Source organism: Plesiomonas sp. ZOR0011 (assembly GCF_000800945.1).
Lineage (GTDB): Bacteria > Pseudomonadota > Gammaproteobacteria > Enterobacterales > CAMTGL01 > Plesiomonas > Plesiomonas shigelloides.
Window position 1 is genome coordinate 1 of the sequence record NZ_JRKB01000073.1, and the last position, 15,229, is coordinate 15,229.

12 protein-coding genes and 1 tRNA gene are annotated in these 15,229 nt (G+C 49.4%); 7 read left to right on the forward strand and 6 right to left on the reverse strand.

The features are described 5' to 3' along the window. A tRNA-Gly gene (locus tag L975_RS13390) sits at positions 1 to 73 on the reverse strand. Between the two features lie 368 nt (positions 74 to 441). Here L975_RS13390 and L975_RS13395 point away from each other — a divergent pair. Together L975_RS13395 and pfkB are read left to right on the forward strand one after the other, a co-directional pair. After that, a complete protein-coding gene (locus L975_RS13395; protein WP_081995698.1) occupies positions 442 to 1,431 on the forward strand; it encodes a VirK/YbjX family protein in 990 nt (329 codons plus the stop codon). Positions 1,432 to 1,601: 170 nt separating this feature from the next. After that, positions 1,602 to 2,534: a 1-phosphofructokinase gene (gene pfkB, locus L975_RS13400; RefSeq protein WP_010863820.1), complete on the forward strand. Its 933-nt coding sequence runs from the start codon at positions 1,602 to 1,604 to the stop codon at positions 2,532 to 2,534. Positions 2,535 to 2,690: 156 nt separating this feature from the next. On the opposite strand, the gene L975_RS13405 is transcribed toward pfkB, so the two are convergent. Then, positions 2,691 to 4,346, reverse strand: coding sequence for an ATP-dependent endonuclease (locus L975_RS13405; protein ID WP_047709016.1), 1,656 nt, complete (start codon positions 4,344 to 4,346; stop codon positions 2,691 to 2,693). 229 nt (positions 4,347 to 4,575) lie between these two features. Here L975_RS13405 and L975_RS13410 point away from each other — a divergent pair, with 229 nt between their 5' ends. The 3 genes from L975_RS13410 to hcr all read left to right on the forward strand — a co-directional run bounded on the left by L975_RS13410 (position 4,576) and on the right by hcr (position 8,701). Beyond that, complete coding sequence (locus L975_RS13410) at positions 4,576 to 5,475, forward strand: lysine exporter LysO family protein (protein ID WP_010863822.1); 900 nt, start codon at positions 4,576 to 4,578, stop codon at positions 5,473 to 5,475. A 328-nt stretch (positions 5,476 to 5,803) separates the two neighbouring features. Then, the gene (hcp, locus tag L975_RS13415; RefSeq protein WP_047709017.1) at positions 5,804 to 7,459 is read left to right on the forward strand and encodes a hydroxylamine reductase; all 1,656 of its coding nucleotides are present in this window, start codon (positions 5,804 to 5,806) and stop codon (positions 7,457 to 7,459) included. Positions 7,460 to 7,576: 117 nt separating this feature from the next. Further along, the gene (hcr, locus tag L975_RS13425) at positions 7,577 to 8,701 is read left to right on the forward strand and encodes an NADH oxidoreductase (protein WP_081995699.1); all 1,125 of its coding nucleotides are present in this window, start codon (positions 7,577 to 7,579) and stop codon (positions 8,699 to 8,701) included. A 165-nt stretch (positions 8,702 to 8,866) separates the two neighbouring features. Here the strand turns inward: hcr and kch are convergent, their stop codons facing one another. The 4 genes from kch to L975_RS13445 form a co-directional block, all read right to left on the reverse strand. Further along, positions 8,867 to 10,132, reverse strand: a complete 1,266-nt coding sequence (gene kch, locus L975_RS13430) for a voltage-gated potassium channel protein (protein ID WP_072033080.1) — start codon at positions 10,130 to 10,132, stop codon at positions 8,867 to 8,869. Positions 10,133 to 10,317: 185 nt separating this feature from the next. Further along, positions 10,318 to 10,770 (reverse strand): nuclear transport factor 2 family protein, encoded by a 453-nt coding sequence (locus tag L975_RS13435; protein WP_052181477.1) that lies wholly within the window; start codon positions 10,768 to 10,770, stop codon positions 10,318 to 10,320. A gap of 165 nt (positions 10,771 to 10,935) precedes the next feature. Then, positions 10,936 to 12,186, reverse strand: coding sequence for a uracil-xanthine permease family protein (locus tag L975_RS13440; protein WP_039044817.1), 1,251 nt, complete (start codon positions 12,184 to 12,186; stop codon positions 10,936 to 10,938). A 364-nt stretch (positions 12,187 to 12,550) separates the two neighbouring features. Beyond that, positions 12,551 to 12,892 carry a Grx4 family monothiol glutaredoxin gene (locus tag L975_RS13445; protein WP_170919720.1) on the reverse strand — a complete coding sequence of 114 codons (342 nt, stop codon included), beginning with the start codon at positions 12,890 to 12,892 and terminating at the stop codon, positions 12,551 to 12,553. Between the two features lie 399 nt (positions 12,893 to 13,291). Here L975_RS13445 and sodB point away from each other — a divergent pair, with 399 nt between their 5' ends. Continuing rightward, positions 13,292 to 13,873 (forward strand): superoxide dismutase [Fe], encoded by a 582-nt coding sequence (gene sodB, locus L975_RS13450; protein ID WP_010863829.1) that lies wholly within the window; start codon positions 13,292 to 13,294, stop codon positions 13,871 to 13,873. Between the two features lie 289 nt (positions 13,874 to 14,162). Beyond that, complete coding sequence (gene aphA / locus L975_RS13455) at positions 14,163 to 14,879, forward strand: acid phosphatase AphA (RefSeq protein ID WP_010863830.1); 717 nt, start codon at positions 14,163 to 14,165, stop codon at positions 14,877 to 14,879. The last annotated feature ends 350 nt before the right edge of the window (positions 14,880 to 15,229 follow it).

A 15,229-nucleotide genomic window follows, 5' to 3' on the forward strand; every position in this document is an offset into this window, starting at 1 on the left:
AGCGGGAAACGAGACTCGAACTCGCGACCCCGACCTTGGCAAGGTCGTGCTCTACCAACTGAGCTATTCCCGCATATCGCTTTCAATTACCACTTTTTATTTTCCCTTTAACATCAAAACGTTATGTTTTCATGTCCCCGGGAACGGATGCAGATACTACCTGATTCCTGCGTTATGTCAACACCCGAAACCAGAATTAACGGCCATCTGGCTGACATTCATGCACAATGTGCAGTTTTCAAGCAAAAAAGTCTAGAAGAGCGGTAAAAATCACATTAATCGTGTTTTGTGACGACTTTTATCTCTTTCTATACCGCTATCGCATGCGGTGTCTATCTGATTGTTCAGATATGCAACAAACCTCAGTTCAGTTGTCCTACCGTTTAGGTGACAGCGCGTATATATGGCGCCATTGATCCACGGCTATACGACAGAGACGTTATGAACCACCTGCTTTTTTCACCTGAACTTTGCCCTTCCCTACGTAATACTGATACCCCAATAACGTCTGCCGGTGTGCGGATGCTGTTTAACCTCAGTAGTGGTCGCCTGACTCAGCAAGGTTGTTTGCATCATCCTAAAAATCGGATCAAGTTTTTCCTGCGCTCATTGCTCACCTTTCCGTGGACGCTACGCTGGCTGAGTACGATTGGCCAAACCGATGCGCTGTGCTCGTTGGCGCAAAAAGAGCCGTCGGTTGCCTTACGTTTGCATCGCCCGTACTTAAGCCGAGGCTTGAATCTGAGCCAGCGCCTAAATTTACTCAGCCAGCACTATCAACTGCTGCTAAATCATCTGCCAAGTGATGTGGTACAAGCGTGCTTGTCCAATGAGGGTTTTACGCTGGCAGAGCTGGAAGGCAAATCAGGGGAGTTTTATCCGGTACAGATCTCCGCGCTGCACTCATTTGATAAAGAAGGCGAGCTATCTTTACGCTTATACAACCCGCAGGGACAAGTACTAGTCACCGTCACCTTCAATTTGATTGAGCTGGAAGGTCGCCCGGCTATCTATATTGGTGGCTTACAGGGACCGCGCCAAAGGACGCCTCATGAAGTGATCAAAGTCGCAACCAAAGATTTACACGGTTTGTTCCCGAAAAAATTGGCGATTGATGCCCTCGCAGCCTTTGTCATGGCTCTGGATGGTCAGCAAATTATCGCCACCAGCAACCAAACGCATATCTACCGTTCACTGCGCTATCGCAAGACCATTCAAGCGGATTACGACAGTTTCTGGGAAACGTTTGCCGGCGAAGCACTCAACTCCGGCCATTACCGATTGGCACTGCCTCTGCCGCGCAAAGCACTGCAAGATGTGGTGAGTAAAAAACGCGGCGAATATCAGCGCCGTTATGCACTAATAGATCACATGAGTAACGAAATTACTCTAAAAATGCATAATAAATCTGCTATTATCCGCACGCCCTGAGCGCAAGGCTAAAAAAGCGATTGCGCGCATTATAATCAGCTAGTGCTGATTCGGTTCAGCCTGTACTATAATAAAGAACTGAACAACTGGCGGTATTACATTGATTGCGGAACATCAGTGACAGTGCTGTGACGTTGTCACTGATTTTTACTTTTTAGGAGTCATCGCGGATGCAGCGCGTCATTGCGGTAACGTTAAATCCGGCTATCGACCTCACCGGTAACATTGATGAATTACACCCGGGTGAGCTGAATCTGGTTAATGATTTCAGCCGTCACTGTGCGGGCAAAGGGATCAATGTCGCTCGTATTTTGGCCGATCTGGGTGCCGACGTTACAGTCACCGGCTTTCTCGGCAATAACAACCAGATGGGATTTGAGAGCCTGTTTGAGCAAAAAGGACTGAAAGATCAGTTCTTACGCGTCGACGGCCGTACTCGAGTCAACATTAAGCTGGCTGAAAGTAATACCCGCACAACCGAGATTAACTTTCCCGGCTTCCATGTTGATACGGCCATTCAGCAACGTCTGTTTGATCAGCTGCGTCATCAGGCGGGTCCTGACTCGTTGTTTATCCTCAGTGGTAGCCTGCCACAAGGTGTCGAGCCGTGGTTCTATGCCGAATTGATCCGCGCCCTGCGTGCCAAAGGCGCGACGGTTTACTTCGACTCCAGTTCAGCCGCGCTGACGGAGGGTGTAAAAGCCGGTCCGCATTTGATCAAACCGAACCTGAAAGAGCTGTCGCACTGGTGCGGTAAAGAGATCACCACCTTAGAACAAGCTCTGCCATTCGCTCATCAGTTACACCAAAACGGTGTAGCGCAGGTGGTGATTTCGGCCAGCTGTCAGGGGGCGATTACGGTCAGTGGACAAGGCGTCTTCCGTAGCACGCCACCGAAGGTCAATGTGGTCTCTGAAGTGGGTGCCGGTGATACTTTGGTAGCCGGTCTGGCTTGGGCGGCCATTAAAGGCTGGGATATTGCCCAAGGGCTGCGTTTTGCCACTGCGCTGGCAAGCTGGACAGTTTCCGATCACGGCGTGCATGTTCCATCTATGGAAGCGCTGGACTATGTGCTGAACAACACGCAAGTCGAGTCGCTCTAAGGCTATGCGGTCTTAAGATTCAGCGCCTACTCTACGCCTAGGCCGTGCGGAGTTATCCATAGATAATCCGTGACCGGCGGTACAAAACAGGAGACCTAGGTCTCCTGTTTTATTTTGCGCGCCTTATGTTTTACTTCTCGACGTTGTGCCTCGCGCTTAACCGGCTCGTCCGCGTGATAACCAGACTACCCGTGAGAACATCTGTCGCAGCAAACGTGGCACGGAATCGGCTCCACGCTGCTCCGCCGCTTCCACAATCGCCAGCGCCAAATCTGGTTTCGAACTTTTGTGGATCGCTTTATCGATCACTCGCCGTGGAGACATCGGAATGCCCTGCGGAATTTGCGCCACTTGGTGAAACACGCTAGCAAATCCTTCCCGATACAGATACATCTCCATATCCGACACCGGTAAGAAGGTTAACCGCTCTCGCTCAGTGTCATTGTTACGCAGCGCGCCTCGCACCGTTGCGGCATATTTTTTCCCCGCATCATCGCCATCGGTCAGCACGTGCCACTCAATCCCCATCCCGCGAGCAAATTTGATCAGCGGTTTTAAGCCACACTGCGCAAACTCGATGATTTTGATCCCTTCCGAATGGAAATGATAACCAGACAAACTCGCAAGCTGGGTCAACAACCACACCTCCGTCTCCCCTTCCACTAGCAGCCAACTGCGTGCAAATAAAGAAGCTGCGCGGTTAAAACAGATATGGAAAGCGATGCGGCGGCTGTCCTCACGACTGAGCATGCCAGGGAATACCCGATACGCTGAAACCTTGTTAGAGTTACGCACTAGGCGGCAAATACGCTCCACCGGCACATAGGAAAGCAGCTCACCCGAGTTAGTGGTCGTCAGACGTTGTAACGGTAGTTCCGATAAAACACCCCATGCCACCGACAACATAATCGGGTGCAATCGGGTTTCTGGATCTTCGATAATCAACAGTGGCCTTGCCTCAGGCGCAAGCGCGTCAATGCCGCGCGAATGCAGTAAGCTGGCAAACATACCCAAAAACAGCAGACGGATATTGCGATTCTCTGGCCGTTTCGCCAATCCACGCAAAATCTCCAATGATTGCCATGAGTTATGCTGAGTTAAATCAGGAATACGGCGCCGTTTTTGCGGCAAAGGGGCTGAGTCATGAATGGCAAAATAGTGCTCTAACAGTTGGCGCGCGGCCTCCAAGCCTTCACGGATCTCACGGTTGGTAATATTTTCTGGACATTCACTTAAGCTGTGCGCTAACCGGTCGGTTATCTCAGAAAAACCTTCGAGCGGGACCCCGTTCTCGGTCAACTCTTGCACCCGATGGCGCACCTGCCGCGCATCGCGTAAACGCAGAACTGGATGCAAGCGGATCAGTTGCCGGATCAGCACATCAATATTAGCCACGTGAATCGAGCGCCCTGCAGCATCGATAAAATTGCGCCACGTCGCGACGCTACCGTCTTCGCACCACTCGCCTTCGAGGCGAAAGTGGATCCGGTGCAGATTATCGACCCCAAGCGTACACACCGGGCTAAATAACTGGTATTTGTCCGCAGACCAATGTCCCACGGTGTGCTCGCAAAAGGTCAGTACAATGTGCAGATGACGCTCTTTGGCCGTCTCTTCTCCCGGCGGGTGATAAAAATCACTGACCTGAAAACGATACAACTCTTGCGCAGGCGAAAGGATCAGGCGCAAGGCATCCAACAAACTGGATTTACCCCATGCGTTTTCCCCGATCAGCACCGTGTTGTCATCCAGCTGCAGTGACAGGCGGTTGATCCCACGAAACCCTACCATCTCAATCCGTTCGAGAAACATCACTCATCCCCATTACCTGCAATGTAGTTAGCATTATAAGACAGCCTAACTCGGTCAAGTCTTTTGGTATTTCATCCTGTGGCATCTCACAGATATTGGTAATAATTTGGCGACGTTCCCGCCAAGTGCGTTATAACATGCTATCGCTGACACATTTCTTTACACGAGTAACCGTTTGCTATAGCTTGGTACAGATATGTCTGTCTGATTTATGGTTAAGGGTTAAAGGATGTACTCCGGCCTTCTGATTGTAATTGTTCCGCTGTTAATCGGTTATTTGCTCCCCGTTCGTCATCCGCGTTTTGCCCCTTGGATCAGCAAAGTCTGTGGTTGGATGGTGTACATCATTCTGTTTTTGATGGGCGCCAGTCTCTCTTATCTGGATAATTTGACCAGTAACCTACAGCACATTTTTAGCACCGCAGTGGTCTTTTTTGTCTGCATCTGCGTTATCAATATGCTGGCACTGTGCATCATGGATAAGCGCTGGGAATGGCGCGTCAAACTGCACCAACAAAAACTGCCTTCGCGCCTGCGGATGGCGGTTGATTCTTTGCAACTGCTCGGGGTGGTCGCCGGCGGTTTTATTCTCGGCTTGATGACGCAACCTTTACTGGCCAATGCCGGAAAAGCCAGTGAATATGCGCTGATATTCCTGCTCTGGCTGATTGGTATGCAGCTGCGCAACAGTAATATGCCGCTGCGCCAAATCCTGCTTAATCGTCGTGGGTTGGTGATTGCCGTGGTGGTGTTTTTCAGTTCATTAGGCGGTGGCGCACTGGCCGCTTGGTTATTGGGGCTGCCTTGGAATACCGGTTTAGCGATCGCATCCGGTTTTGGCTGGTATTCACTATCAGGCATTATGCTGACTGATGCGCTGGGGCCGGTGTTAGGCAGCGCAGCATTCTTTAATGATCTGCTGCGTGAGTTAGTCGCGATTATGCTGATCCCATCGTTGATACGCCGTTATACCTCCACTGCCGTCGGCATTGGTGGCGCTACTGCCATGGATTTCACCCTTCCGGTTATCCAGCGCGCAGGCAGCGTTGATTTAGTGCCCGCCGCGATTGTCAGTGGCTTTTTACTCAGCCTGAGCGCTCCGGTATTAATGGCGCTATTTGCGCTCTAATAATAAACGCCAAATCTACTGACTGAACTTATCAGCATAAACTTCAGGATGCCGTTATCTCTGCAAAATGCAGCAAAGTACAGCGGCTTCCTGAAGTTTACCTCACTCGTCCTACCTTCCCTTTCGTTTATCTGCTTGTTTTTGCTTATTTCTTCGCTTCAGTACACTGATTACGCCAACGCTTGGTAGCGTTTCACCGCATGCGATTTTTATCGGCTAAATTGATGTACATCAACTGACCATTAAGTTGCATTTGAAATGTTATTTTATTACCCCTATCCTCGCTCAATAAGAAGCATACTAAATACACCTTATAAGAGGGATAGCAATGTACTGCGTACAATGTGAGCAAACTATACGAACTCCAGCCGGCAATGGCTGCTCCTACGCACAGGGTATGTGCGGTAAAACCGCCGAAACCTCTGACCTGCAAGACTTGCTGGTTGCAGTGCTGGAAGGCTTGTCCGCTTGGGCATTAAAAGCGCGTGAACTGAATATTATTGATGATGCTATCGATGCGTTTGTCCCAAAGGCATTTTTCTCTACGCTGACCAACGTTAACTTCGATTCTGCGCGCATCATCGAATACACCGAACAAGCCATTGCCATGCGTGAAGCATTAGCTGCACGTTGCCGGCAGGTTGAACCGAATGCCCATGTTGAGCTACCCGTTGCCGCAATTACCTTAAGCGATCTGAGCATACCAGCGCTGCTGGCACAATCCGCTGACTATGCCCTGAACAAAGACAAAGCCGAATGCGGCGATGATATCCACGGCTTACGCATGCTGTGCCTGTACGGCCTCAAAGGTGCGGCAGCCTATTTGGAGCATGCCCGTGTTTTAGAACAACAAGATCGCGCTATTTACGCGCAGTTCCACGCGTTTATGGCGTGGTTAGGCAGCAATCCTACCGATGTCGCCACCCTGCTGGATAACGCCATGGCAATTGGCCGCATGAACTTTGATGTAATGGCGATGCTGGATACCGGTGAAACCGCACTGTACGGTAACCCAGTGCCGACGCAGGTGAACGTGCGTCCGGTAAAAGGCAAAGCGATTTTGATCTCCGGTCACGACCTCAAAGATCTCAAAGCCCTGCTGGAGCAAACCGAAGGCACCGGTATCAATGTGTACACCAACGGTGAAATGCTGCCAGCTCACGGTTATCCCGAACTGAAAAAGTACACTCATCTGGCCGGTAACTACGGTAGTGCTTGGCAAAACCAGCAAGCGGAATTTGCACGCTTCCCTGGCCCTATCATCATGACCTCCAACTGCATTATCGATCCGAATGTGGGTAACTATGCTGACCGCATCTGGACTCGCAGCATTGTCGGCTGGCCAGGTGTACAGCATTTGGAAGGCGAAGATTTCTCTGCCGTGATCGCGCAAGCGCAAGCCATGCCAGGCTTCCTGCATACCGAAATCGAACAGCTGATCACCGTGGGCTTTGGTCGGGAAACCCTGCTCGGTGCAGCCGATACCGTGATCGATATGGTCGCCGCCAAGCAACTGCGTCATGTTTTCTTGGTGGGGGGCTGTGATGGTAGCCGCGGTGAGCGCCATTACTACACCGATTTTGCCCGCGCCGTACCGCAAGATTGCCTGATCATGACGCTGGCATGCGGTAAATATCGCTTCAACACCTTGGATTTCGGCACCATCGGCGCGCTGCCGCGCTTGCTGGATGTCGGTCAATGTAACGATGCCTACTCCGCCATCATGCTGGCCGTGCGTTTGGCTGAGAAGCTGGGCTGTGGCGTGAACGATCTGCCATTGACGTTGGTGCTGTCATGGTTCGAGCAAAAAGCCATTGTGATCTTGCTGACTCTGCTGGCGCTCGGAGTGAAAAATATCTATACCGGCCCAACCGCGCCAGCGTTCTTAACCGACAATTTGCTCGCCATTTTGAACGAAAAGTTTGGCATGCGCCCAATCACCACCGTGGAAGCTGACTTAGCCGAGATGCTGCCAACCGCCTGATAACCGTGCGCACAGGCTGGAATAACGGCTTATCTCTCGGCTTTTTCGCCAACGCCTCACAAAGGCCGCTCTGCGGCCTTTATCATCTCTTTTGTTCATTTTGCCGGAATTAGTCCCATGACGTTGACTGAAACTCGCGCCCCTACCGCCTCGAACACCCATAATACATCCGCTGCCGATTTCAGCGCCGCAGTACAGGATCTGTGCCACCATCCAATGCAGGTGCTGGATATCCATCAAGAAACCCGTGATGTCTGGACTCTTAGCCTTCAACCAGCAACGCCTTATGCCTATCAGCCCGGTCAATATGCGCTGGTGCGTATTGGCCATGAAAGTCATACCGTTCGCGCATACACCTTGTCTTCTTCGCCTGATGTTTCCACCAATTTAAGTATTACCGTGCGCCGTATTGCAAACGGGCAAGGCTCGACATGGCTTACCGAAGAAGTGAACGTCGGAGATACGCTGTGGCTCAGTGATGCCCAAGGTGAGTTTACCTGTGCATCGCACCCTGACAATGCACACTATCTGATGCTGGGAGCCGGTTGCGGGATCACGCCGCTGATGTCAATGGCGCGCTGGCTGTTAGCGTTTCGGCCACAGACGCACATCACGCTGCTGTATCACGCCAGTGATGTTGAAGATCTGATTTTCGCCGACCATTGGCAGCAACTGGCCGCCCGCTTTCCACAGGAACTCACGGTTCATCTGCTTGCCCGTCAGCCGTATTGGCCTGATGAGCTGCGCTCACGGCTAAATCAAGCTACCTTGGAAATGCTGGTGCCGGATATCCGTGAGCGAATTGTGATGACTTGTGGCCCTGAGGGCTACATGCAAAGCGCGGTACAACTGGCTAAGACGTTAGGTGTACCGGCGGAGCAGATCCATCAAGAAGCCTTTTTCACTGCAACTGCCAGTGAAACGATCACTCATACAGATAACGAAAACGCCTGTTCTTTTAATGAACAAGCCGCCGCCCCTAACGCGGTGCGTATGCATATTCGCCATGCCTTGCGTGACATCGATGTGCCAGTGGGTACGTCACTGCTTGCCGCCATGGAGCTGCATAATCTACCAGTATTTGCCGCTTGTCGCGCCGGTGTTTGCGGCTCATGCAAAGTGCAAATTATCGAAGGCGAGGTCGACTCCACCAGCCAAAGTGGACTGACGCAAGCAGAGATCGAGCAAGGTTATGTATTGGCGTGCAGCTGCCGAATTAAACAGAACATCACTTTGGCCTAAGTGAATATCTTACTGACATCTCACTAAGCGAATAAAGAAGCCAAGTTATCCGCAGATTTTCTGCGCGGCACTCGCCGTGAGCAAACCACCTTCGAGATCCCGTACAAAAAAACGGCCAACATTGTTGTTGGCCGTTTTCTTACGCAAACAGTAAAAGTATCCGTATTACTTTTTGTCAGATGAATCACTGCTGGTAGCACTATCGTCACTGTTTTTGTCGCTGTCTTTATCAGTAAAGATACCGTGTCCAGAGTTGAGTAGCATCGAAACCAACATATTATTGTCGATTTCTTCACCGTTTAAGATCCGAGCTAGAATCTCGCTACCAAATAATTGCGGCGACAAAATGATATCTGGCTGAACTTTCTTAATCTTATTCAGGTTTTTGCTGTCACTGACCGCCAATACAGTTTTGACATCTTTGCTCAAATCTTTGGCTGACAAGACCACAAACGCATTATCGGCATCATTATCGCTCAAGGCCAAAATCGCTCGGCAGCTATCGATACCGGCTTTTTTCAGCACAGCGCTGTCATTACTGTCACCAGAGATAATATCGAACTTACCACCTAAACGCTGTTCCAGTTGATTGGCTTCATCTTCCGACAAATTAGTGATAACGGTAACATTTTGACCACGTTGCTTGAGCTGCAAAATAGTATTGATAGCCAAAATGGAATGTCCGCAGACAATAAAGTGATCTTTACGATTCATAGTATGCTTGTTCCCTTTCACTAGTCGGTTCAGCCCTCCGCTGATCAGCGGGCCGAAAATAGAAGTCATGGATGTCGCAAATACGGTAATGCCAGAAATGATGACCGAGATGGTAAACAATCGCGCCGCCTCAGATACCGGCACGATATCCCCGTAACCCACCGTGGTCATGGTCTCTATCGAGAAATAAAATGCCGTCATCAGACTATGAATTTTAGGGTTAAATCCTTCCCCTAAATACAGCGAGCCATAGGTTGAGTAAAACAACAAAGTCGCAAAACTGATGAAGGCAAAAATACTACCGGCAGTAGCACTGCTATGGGAAAAATCTTTACGCAGTAAAACCAGCACCAGAATAGAAAAAATACAAAATCCGATACTGAATTTTAAATAAGGATAAAAATGGATAGTGTAGATCAGCGTGATCAATAGCAGAATAATACTAATAGCCCACGCAAGTTTGGCCCGAAATAGCAAACCTAACGAGTTCAGGACGAGGAATACCCCCAACATAAACAGCGGGGCATTTGCCAATAATGACAAATTCAAACCAGAGAAGGCATGGATATGGAAAATATCCAGCAGATTGACCGACATGCCATAGATGGTTTTAAAAATCAGCAACCCATTCAGCAACACGGCCAATGCCGCAATGTCGTGCCGAACGGCCATCCACAAATTTACCGTTGTTCGTTTAAATACAGCCCAGTGACTCACTGATACCTCTGCAACCACAAATACTGTTTATCATTTTCTCGCCGATTCAGCACCGATCTGACTCGCCCGATGCCCGAAGCATGCGCGTTATACTAGATGAGGTTATCCGCAGCAATCAAAAGCTTTTCACTGGATTATGTAACGATTAATCACAAAATCATAGCTAACATTGAGGTCTAAATCCGTCAGTCATTACGGTTAAAACCGGCAATTTTCCCCTTCATATAATGCACTACACGGCTGATCAGCGGGATATGCTCATACAACATGGCTCCCATGTCATAGTAGTTACGCTGAAAAATGATCCGTTCGCCTTCCCAGCGCAAGTGTGAAGCTCCTTCCACGGAAATATCATCCCCTTGCTCCAAATTGGCATGGGCGTAACTGAGCTCCCAGAGGATAAACAGATCATTATCACTGCTAAAGGCACGAATAACTTTTACGCGGTGATAATAGGTTTGCTCAATGATGCGAAAAAAATAGACCTGCAAATCTTGTACGCTGTAGATTTGCTGTACTGGGTCCATAAACACCACATCATCGGCATACAAATCAGGGAAATGCGCGATTTTCTCGGCAGTCAGTTCGGCATACGCGGCGCTGAATTTATCAATCATGGCTTGATGTTGCGCTAACATTTTCCCCTCCTGTCGATAACATCACCGTTAAAAGTATATGTCATCTACCGCCAAGTGCCGTTAACCGCCAGACAAATCGCTCACCATACACAATAAAAACCACACAATAAAAAACCGCCTCATGGGCGGCTTTTTATCTGACTCGTTTTGATTTATGCCATCAGCTTACTTCACTTCCTCAATAGAGGAGTTGTCCGAGCCTTCGGTATTCACTTGATGCGGTAAAATCAGGTTCAGTAACACCGCCACCAGCGATGCCAGACCTACACCAGCCAGCGCAAAGCTGCCGATTTTCAGCTCCAGCGAGCCAATACCGATCGTCAAGGTAATCGCCACGATGGCAATATTGCGGGAAGCGCCTAAATCCACTTTCGCATCAACCAGCGTTTTCAAACCAATTGCCGCGATAGAGCCGAACAGCAGCAGCATGATCCCGCCCATCACAGGCATCGGGATTGAGGTCAGCAGCGCATTGAACTTACCGAAGAATGCCAAGATGATGGCAAAAATCGCCGCCCACGTCATGGTGCGCACATTGAAGTTACGGGTGATCATCACCGCACCAGTCACTTCCGCATATGTGGTCACTGGTGGGCCACCAATCAGACCAGCAAAACATACGCCCAAACCATCACCAAACAGCGTGCGGTGCAAGCCCGGGGTCTTGGTGTAATCCTTACCGGTTACGCCACCAATCGCCATGACGCCACCGATATGCTCGATACAAGGCGCAATCGCCACCGGTAACATGAAGAGCGCCGCCGCCCAGTTCACTTCCGGCGTAATAAAGGTTGGCACCGCCAACCATGCCGCGGATTGCAGACCGGTGAAATCTACCATGCCAGAGAATGATGCTACGGAATACCCCACCACGACACCGGATAAAATCGGCAGTAAGCGCAGCCAGCCTTTACAAAAGACGGCGGTGACCAGCGTGGTCGCCAGCGATACGCCAGCCAGCGCCAGTGCAGTATCCAACGGGATGATCTGCTCACCGTTCACGCGGCCCATCGCCATGTTACAGGCCACTTGCGCCACTGATAGACCGATAACCATGATCACAGGCCCAATCACTACTGGCGGCAACAAACGGTGCACAAAGCCCACCCCTTTGGAGCGGATAATGCCAGCAAACAGGAAGTACATCAGGCCGGCCATGCACAGGCCAAACATAGTGGATGGCACACCCCAGGTTTGGGTGGCATAGATAATCGGGGCAATAAAGGCAAAACTCGATCCCAGAAAGATCGGCACTTGATTACGCGTTGATAACTGAAATAACAGTGTTCCCACGCCGGCGCCCAACAGGGCCATTGAAGGGTTCAATCCCGTCAACAGAGGAACGAGCACCATAGCACCGAAGGCGACAAACAGAATTTGCAACCCGGCAATACTTTGCTTTATCTGGGAGAACATGCGGATCCTTAGCAACAACAATATAAGGCAATAACGTGACTTAACCCTCGGGGTTACCGAGTGGATAAATCCGGATCCTGCTTGTAAAACGGTGTGATAGGAATAAAGGATGCGAAAGGAATATCTCGATACCCAGTAAGACACAAAACTCGCGATAGATCGCTCATTACACCTTACCGTGTTTCAGGATGTTACAGAGAAAACATCCACCGACACTCAATATCAGCAACACACAAGCATCGAGAATCAGATACTACTCGATTCAGCGGCAAATTGCAAACGTTTGCCGCAAAACAGAAAAAAACGGCACCTTGTAAGGCACCGTTTCCATAAAAAGCGTGCTCAGCACGACATACAGGCGTTTTTATTCTGCGCTGTCGTCTTTGTACTTCGCTGCGGTTTCTTTAATCAACGCTTGCAGTTCGCCCTTTTGCGCCATCTCCAGCATGATGTCGCAACCGCCAACCAACTCGCCTTCAACCCACAGCTGTGGGAAAGTTGGCCAGTTAGCAAATTTTGGCAATTCAGCACGAATATCTGGGTTTTGCAGGATATCAACGTAAGCAAAACGCTCACCACAAGCCATCAGCGCTTGCACGGCTTGGGCAGAAAAACCACAGCTCGGTAATTTTGGCGAGCCTTTCATGTACAAAATGATTGGGTTTTCAGCCAGTTGTTGCTTAATCTTTTCAATAGTTTCCATGATGCTCACTTCCGCATTGGTGTTCTGTTGGCTTGATTCTACCGACTCTGCGGCAAAATAAAAAATCACATATTTTGTGTGGTTTTGGAACAAACATCTGCTGTACACCGCAATAACACACTGATATATCAACAAGATGCATATTTATTCTGCTGAACTCACTATGCATCCAGCTGCAGCGCTCTCTGGCAGTACATTGTGCATAAAACCGGCGTATCGTCCGGATAACAGCAGATGATACACAGAAATTTAGTCTGCAGCCTTTTAATATAGAAAAAACTTGCTAAAATCCCAAACCATAACAGTTCAACAACAGCAAGCTGTGTCCAATCATCGCCAATAGGATGATTAGAGGAAGCAATTAAACCGGGCAAAGACCCAACAATAACGGAGATAACGGCAATGTCTTTTGAATTACCTGCACTGCCATATGCAAAAAATGCACTGGAACCACACCTGTCAGCTGAAACGCTGGAGTATCACTACGGTAAGCATCACAACACCTACGTGGTTAACCTGAACAATCTGGTTCCTGGCACTGAGTTCGAAGGCAAGTCTCTGGAAGATATCGTTAAAACCTCTTCCGGCCCGATCTTTAACAACGCCGCTCAAGTCTGGAACCACACTTTCTACTGGAACTGCCTGGCACCACAAGCGGGTGGCGAGCCTACCGGCGCACTGGCTGATGCAATCAACCAAGCATTCGGCTCTTTTGACGCGTTCAAAACTCAGTTCAACGACGCAGCAGTGAAGAACTTCGGCTCTGGCTGGACTTGGCTGGTGAAGAAAGCTGACGGCTCTCTGGCAATCGTGAACACCTCTAACGCTGGCTGCCCACTGACTGAAGGTCACACTCCACTGCTGACTGTGGACGTGTGGGAGCACGCTTACTACATCGATTACCGCAACGTACGTCCTAACTACCTGAATGGTTTCTGGGCGCTGGTAAACTGGAACTTCGTCGCTAAAAATCTGGCCGCGTAAGATCCTCGGCTCATCATCGGTGCTTGTCATGGGTACCGAGAGCGAATAGACCTCGTCATCCCCTGCTCAGGCGGGGGATTTTTATTTGCCACATTCCAACCTCACCTAGCCTAAATACAGGTTGTTTTTCTTCGTTTACACCATCCACCCCCGCAATCAGCAGCACTTTCCCTGAAAATATTTCACTCTGTAACAACCTGCGCAACATCACACTTTGTCGTCATACATATCCCTATCATGCCCCTGCTTTTTAAAACCATCTTACCGATAAAGGGATATAACAATAAAAATGCGTAAATTGACATTACTTGCCAGCGCATTGGCGCTGAGCTTCTCGCTAAATACTGCCGTACACGCCGCTGAAACCGCCACCACCGCACCGCTCTACAGCGGTGTCACCGTGGCCGAGCTGGCGCAAGAAAAACCCATTCATTGGGTCTCCGTAGAACAAATCGAGCACAGTCTCAAAGGCAAAGCGCCGATGGCGGTGGGTTTTGATATTGATGATACCGTGCTGTTTTCTAGCCCTGGCTTTTATCGCGGTAAGCAAATGTTCTCCCCTGATAGCTATGCTTACCTGAAAAACCCACAATTCTGGGAAAAAATGAATAACGGCTGGGATGAATTCAGCATTCCGAAGAAAGTGGGACATGACTTAATTGCGATGCACTTAAAACGTGGTGATCATATTTATTTCATCACCGGTCGCGATCAAACTAAAACCGAAACCGTGACCAAAACGCTGCAAAAAGATTTTGCGATCCCTGATAACGCGTTAAATCCAGTTATTTTTGCCGGTGACAAACCAGGCCAAAATACCAAAATCAGCTGGATGAAAGCCAAAGACATCAAAATCTATTACGGCGATTCTGACGGCGATATCAAAGCCGCCATTGCGACTAATGCGCGAGGGATCCGTTTACTGAGAGCATCTAACTCCACTTACCAGCCACTGCCGCAAGCCGGCGCCATGGGCGAAGAGGTGATCATTAACTCGCAATATTAATTCAGATAATTTACCGCATCCTCATTCAAGCACATAGGTGATCCGCTGCCCATCGCGGATCACCTACACTCATCAGTGTAAAGGGTTTTATTGCTCTTACTGTGTTGTACTTCCCTCTCGTGCTCTCTTTTTTATCGTTACTATTCTGTGCTTCTCTTTTCTGCGCTTATCTTTTGATGGCTCATCCCCGCATTTTCAAATAACGCCAGATATCTGACTTTCCTTACCTTAAAATGCCAGATTACTGACTAAGCGTAACTTAACCTACCGCACAGTTATGAAAAAAAGTGCATTAGAAGTTTGACCCACATCGCTGCACTTACGATTATGTCGAACAAAATTTTAAAACT